This is a genomic window from Pseudomonas sp. CFBP 13711 (assembly GCF_014842265.1).
GTDB lineage: Bacteria > Pseudomonadota > Gammaproteobacteria > Pseudomonadales > Pseudomonadaceae > Aquipseudomonas.
The window spans coordinates 1-5,394 of sequence record NZ_JACYVI010000030.1 but is presented as its reverse complement, the minus strand read 5'-3'; the positions used below and the strand labels follow the sequence as shown (position 1 = coordinate 5,394).

Genomic DNA, 5,394 nt, shown 5'->3' with positions numbered 1-5,394 from the left:
AGATCTTAACCACCCGCTCTTTAACAACTGAATCAAGCAATTCGTGTGGGTGCTTGTGCTGTAAGACTGAAGTCGCAAGATTATCAGCATCGCAAGTTACTCCACGAGAAATCATGGTTTAACCAACGATTGCTGAGCCAAGTTTATAAGGTTTTCTCAAAACCTAATTGCAGTATTGAACTGAAGAGTTTGATCATGGCTCAGATTGAACGCTGGCGGCAGGCCTAACACATGCAAGTCGAGCGGATGAAGAGAGCTTGCTCTCTGATTCAGCGGCGGACGGGTGAGTAATGCCTAGGAATCTGCCTGGTAGTGGGGGACAACGTCTCGAAAGGGACGCTAATACCGCATACGTCCTACGGGAGAAAGCAGGGGACCTTCGGGCCTTGCGCTATCAGATGAGCCTAGGTCGGATTAGCTAGTTGGTGAGGTAATGGCTCACCAAGGCGACGATCCGTAACTGGTCTGAGAGGATGATCAGTCACACTGGAACTGAGACACGGTCCAGACTCCTACGGGAGGCAGCAGTGGGGAATATTGGACAATGGGCGAAAGCCTGATCCAGCCATGCCGCGTGTGTGAAGAAGGTCTTCGGATTGTAAAGCACTTTAAGTTGGGAGGAAGGGCAGTAAGCGAATACCTTGCTGTTTTGACGTTACCGACAGAATAAGCACCGGCTAACTCTGTGCCAGCAGCCGCGGTAATACAGAGGGTGCAAGCGTTAATCGGAATTACTGGGCGTAAAGCGCGCGTAGGTGGTTTGTTAAGTTGAATGTGAAATCCCCGGGCTCAACCTGGGAACTGCATCCAAAACTGGCGAGCTAGAGTAGGGCAGAGGGTGGTGGAATTTCCTGTGTAGCGGTGAAATGCGTAGATATAGGAAGGAACACCAGTGGCGAAGGCGACCACCTGGGCTCATACTGACACTGAGGTGCGAAAGCGTGGGGAGCAAACAGGATTAGATACCCTGGTAGTCCACGCCGTAAACGATGTCAACTAGCCGTTGGAAGCCTTGAGCTTTTAGTGGCGCAGCTAACGCATTAAGTTGACCGCCTGGGGAGTACGGCCGCAAGGTTAAAACTCAAATGAATTGACGGGGGCCCGCACAAGCGGTGGAGCATGTGGTTTAATTCGAAGCAACGCGAAGAACCTTACCAGGCCTTGACATCCAATGAACTTTCCAGAGATGGATTGGTGCCTTCGGGAACATTGAGACAGGTGCTGCATGGCTGTCGTCAGCTCGTGTCGTGAGATGTTGGGTTAAGTCCCGTAACGAGCGCAACCCTTGTCCTTAGTTACCAGCACGTTATGGTGGGCACTCTAAGGAGACTGCCGGTGACAAACCGGAGGAAGGTGGGGATGACGTCAAGTCATCATGGCCCTTACGGCCTGGGCTACACACGTGCTACAATGGTCGGTACAGAGGGTTGCCAAGCCGCGAGGTGGAGCTAATCCCAGAAAACCGATCGTAGTCCGGATCGCAGTCTGCAACTCGACTGCGTGAAGTCGGAATCGCTAGTAATCGCGAATCAGAATGTCGCGGTGAATACGTTCCCGGGCCTTGTACACACCGCCCGTCACACCATGGGAGTGGGTTGCACCAGAAGTAGCTAGTCTAACCTTCGGGAGGACGGTTACCACGGTGTGATTCATGACTGGGGTGAAGTCGTAACAAGGTAGCCGTAGGGGAACCTGCGGCTGGATCACCTCCTTAATCGAAGACTCAGCTTCTTCACAAGTTCCCACACGAATTGCTTGATTCATTGAAGAAGACGATAGAAGCAGCTTTAAGCTCCAAGCTGATAGCTCACGCTAACAGTTACAAGCTCGAAATTGGGTCTGTAGCTCAGTTGGTTAGAGCGCACCCCTGATAAGGGTGAGGTCGGCAGTTCGAATCTGCCCAGACCCACCAATTTTGTTATGGGGCCATAGCTCAGCTGGGAGAGCGCCTGCCTTGCACGCAGGAGGTCAACGGTTCGATCCCGTTTGGCTCCACCATAACTGCTTCTGCCTTGTGAAAGCTTAGAAATGAGCGCTCCATCCGCCGGATGATGAGTGTTGATTTCTAGTCTTTTGATTAGATCGTTCTTTAAAAATTTGGGTATGTGATTGAAATATAGACTGGGCACCTCTTTCACTGGTGCGTGTCCAGGCTAAGGTAAAGTTTGTGAAATGCAAACTTTCGGCGAATGTCGTCTTCACAGTATAACCAGATTGCTTGGGGTTATATGGTCAAGTGAAGAAGCGCATACGGTGGATGCCTTGGCAGTCAGAGGCGATGAAAGACGTGGTAGCCTGCGAAAAGCTTCGGGGAGTCGGCAAACAGACTGTGATCCGGAGATGTCTGAATGGGGGAACCCAGCTGTCATAAGACAGTTACCTTACACTGAATACATAGGTGTATGGAGCGAACCAGGGGAACTGAAACATCTAAGTACCCTGAGGAAAAGAAATCAACCGAGATTCCCTTAGTAGTGGCGAGCGAACGGGGACCAGCCCTTAAGTTGATTTGAGATTAGCGGAACGCTCTGGAAAGTGCGGCCATAGTGGGTGATAGCCCTGTACGCGAAAATCTCTTGTCAATGAAATCGAGTAGGACGGGGCACGAGAAACCTTGTCTGAACATGGGGGGACCATCCTCCAAGGCTAAATACTACTGACTGACCGATAGTGAACCAGTACCGTGAGGGAAAGGCGAAAAGAACCGCGGAGAGCGGAGTGAAATAGATCCTGAAACCGTATGCGTACAAGCAGTGGGAGCCCACTTTGTTGGGTGACTGCGTACCTTTTGTATAATGGGTCAGCGACTTATTTTCAGTGGCGAGCTTAACCGAATAGGGGAGGCGTAGCGAAAGCGAGTCTTAATAGGGCGTCTAGTCGCTGGGAATAGACCCGAAACCGGGCGATCTATCCATGGGCAGGTTGAAGGTTGGGTAACACTAACTGGAGGACCGAACCGACTACCGTTGAAAAGTTAGCGGATGACCTGTGGATCGGAGTGAAAGGCTAATCAAGCTCGGAGATAGCTGGTTCTCCTCGAAAGCTATTTAGGTAGCGCCTCATGTATCACTGTAGGGGGTAGAGCACTGTTTCGGCTAGGGGGTCATCCCGACTTACCAAACCGATGCAAACTCCGAATACCTACAAGTGCCGAGCATGGGAGACACACGGCGGGTGCTAACGTCCGTCGTGAAAAGGGAAACAACCCAGACCGTCAGCTAAGGTCCCAAAGTCATGGTTAAGTGGGAAACGATGTGGGAAGGCTTAGACAGCTAGGAGGTTGGCTTAGAAGCAGCCACCCTTTAAAGAAAGCGTAATAGCTCACTAGTCGAGTCGGCCTGCGCGGAAGATGTAACGGGGCTCAAACCATGCACCGAAGCTACGGGTATCATCTTAGGATGATGCGGTAGAGGAGCGTTCTGTAAGCCTGTGAAGGTGAGTTGAGAAGCTTGCTGGAGGTATCAGAAGTGCGAATGCTGACATGAGTAACGACAATGGGTGTGAAAAACACCCACGCCGAAAGACCAAGGTTTCCTGCGCAACGTTAATCGACGCAGGGTTAGTCGGTCCCTAAGGCGAGGCTGAAAAGCGTAGTCGATGGAAAACAGGTTAATATTCCTGTACTTCTGGTTATTGCGATGGAGGGACGGAGAAGGCTAGGCCAGCCTGGCGTTGGTTGTCCAGGTTTAAGGTGGTAGGCTGAAATCTTAGGTAAATCCGGGGTTTCAAGGCCGAGAGCTGATGACGAGTGTCCTTTAGGACACGAAGTGGTTGATGCCATGCTTCCAAGAAAAGCTTCTAAGCTTCAGGTAACCAGGAACCGTACCCCAAACCGACACAGGTGGTTGGGTAGAGAATACCAAGGCGCTTGAGAGAACTCGGGTGAAGGAACTAGGCAAAATGGCACCGTAACTTCGGGAGAAGGTGCGCCGGTGAGGGTGAAGGACTTGCTCCGTAAGCTCATGCCGGTCGAAGATACCAGGCCGCTGCGACTGTTTATTAAAAACACAGCACTCTGCAAACACGAAAGTGGACGTATAGGGTGTGACGCCTGCCCGGTGCCGGAAGGTTAATTGATGGGGTTAGCTAACGCGAAGCTCTTGATCGAAGCCCCGGTAAACGGCGGCCGTAACTATAACGGTCCTAAGGTAGCGAAATTCCTTGTCGGGTAAGTTCCGACCTGCACGAATGGCGTAACGATGGCGGCGCTGTCTCCACCCGAGACTCAGTGAAATTGAAATCGCTGTGAAGATGCAGTGTATCCGCGGCTAGACGGAAAGACCCCGTGAACCTTTACTATAGCTTTGCACTGGACTTTGAATTTGCTTGTGTAGGATAGGTGGGAGGCTTTGAAGCGTGGACGCCAGTCTGCGTGGAGCCAACCTTGAAATACCACCCTGGCAACTTTGAGGTTCTAACTCAGGTCCGTTATCCGGATCGAGGACAGTGTATGGTGGGTAGTTTGACTGGGGCGGTCTCCTCCTAAAGAGTAACGGAGGAGTACGAAGGTGCGCTCAGACCGGTCGGAAATCGGTCGTAGAGTATAAAGGCAAAAGCGCGCTTGACTGCGAGACAGACACGTCGAGCAGGTACGAAAGTAGGTCTTAGTGATCCGGTGGTTCTGTATGGAAGGGCCATCGCTCAACGGATAAAAGGTACTCCGGGGATAACAGGCTGATACCGCCCAAGAGTTCATATCGACGGCGGTGTTTGGCACCTCGATGTCGGCTCATCACATCCTGGGGCTGAAGCCGGTCCCAAGGGTATGGCTGTTCGCCATTTAAAGTGGTACGCGAGCTGGGTTTAGAACGTCGTGAGACAGTTCGGTCCCTATCTGCCGTGGACGTTTGAGATTTGAGAGGGGCTGCTCCTAGTACGAGAGGACCGGAGTGGACGAACCTCTGGTGTTCCGGTTGTCACGCCAGTGGCATTGCCGGGTAGCTATGTTCGGAAAAGATAACCGCTGAAAGCATCTAAGCGGGAAACTTGCCTCAAGATGAGATCTCACTGGAACCTTGAGTTCCCTGAAGGGCCGTCGAAGACTACGACGTTGATAGGTTGGGTGTGTAAGCGCTGTGAGGCGTTGAGCTAACCAATACTAATTGCCCGTGAGGCTTGACCATATAACACCCAAGCAATCTGCAGAAAGACAGCAGGTTGCGGTGTGTGAAGACGCATGAAGACGAAAGTTTGCGAACACACAAGCTGCACCTTGATCACATACCCGATTTGCTGAAGCGTTCGAGAGAACGAGTCAGTACCCGAATTTCTTGACGACCATAGAGCATTGGAACCACCTGATCCCATCCCGAACTCAGCAGTGAAACGATGCATCGCCGATGGTAGTGTGGGGTTTCCCCATGTGAGAGTAGGTCATCGTCAAGATTAAATTCC

2 tRNA genes and 3 rRNA genes are annotated in these 5,394 nt (G+C 51.7%); all 5 read left to right on the top strand.

The annotated features are described in order from the left end of the window. The first annotated feature begins 177 nt into the window (after nt 1–177). The 5 genes from IFT47_RS27205 to rrf all read left to right on the top strand — a co-directional run bounded on the left by IFT47_RS27205 (nt 178) and on the right by rrf (nt 5,385). Nucleotides 178–1,714 (top strand): 16S ribosomal RNA (locus IFT47_RS27205). A 121-nt stretch (nt 1,715–1,835) separates the two neighbouring features. Beyond that, a tRNA-Ile gene (locus IFT47_RS27200) sits at nt 1,836–1,912 on the top strand. Between the two features lie 10 nt (nt 1,913–1,922). Continuing rightward, nucleotides 1,923–1,998: transfer RNA gene (locus tag IFT47_RS27195), tRNA-Ala, on the top strand. Nucleotides 1,999–2,230: 232 nt separating this feature from the next. Next, nucleotides 2,231–5,123: ribosomal RNA gene (locus tag IFT47_RS27190) — 23S ribosomal RNA — on the top strand. A 146-nt stretch (nt 5,124–5,269) separates the two neighbouring features. Next, nucleotides 5,270–5,385, top strand: a 5S ribosomal RNA gene (gene rrf / locus IFT47_RS27185). Together the 16S, 23S and 5S rRNA genes with 2 tRNA genes alongside form the textbook arrangement of a ribosomal RNA operon. The last annotated feature ends 9 nt before the right edge of the window (nt 5,386–5,394 follow it).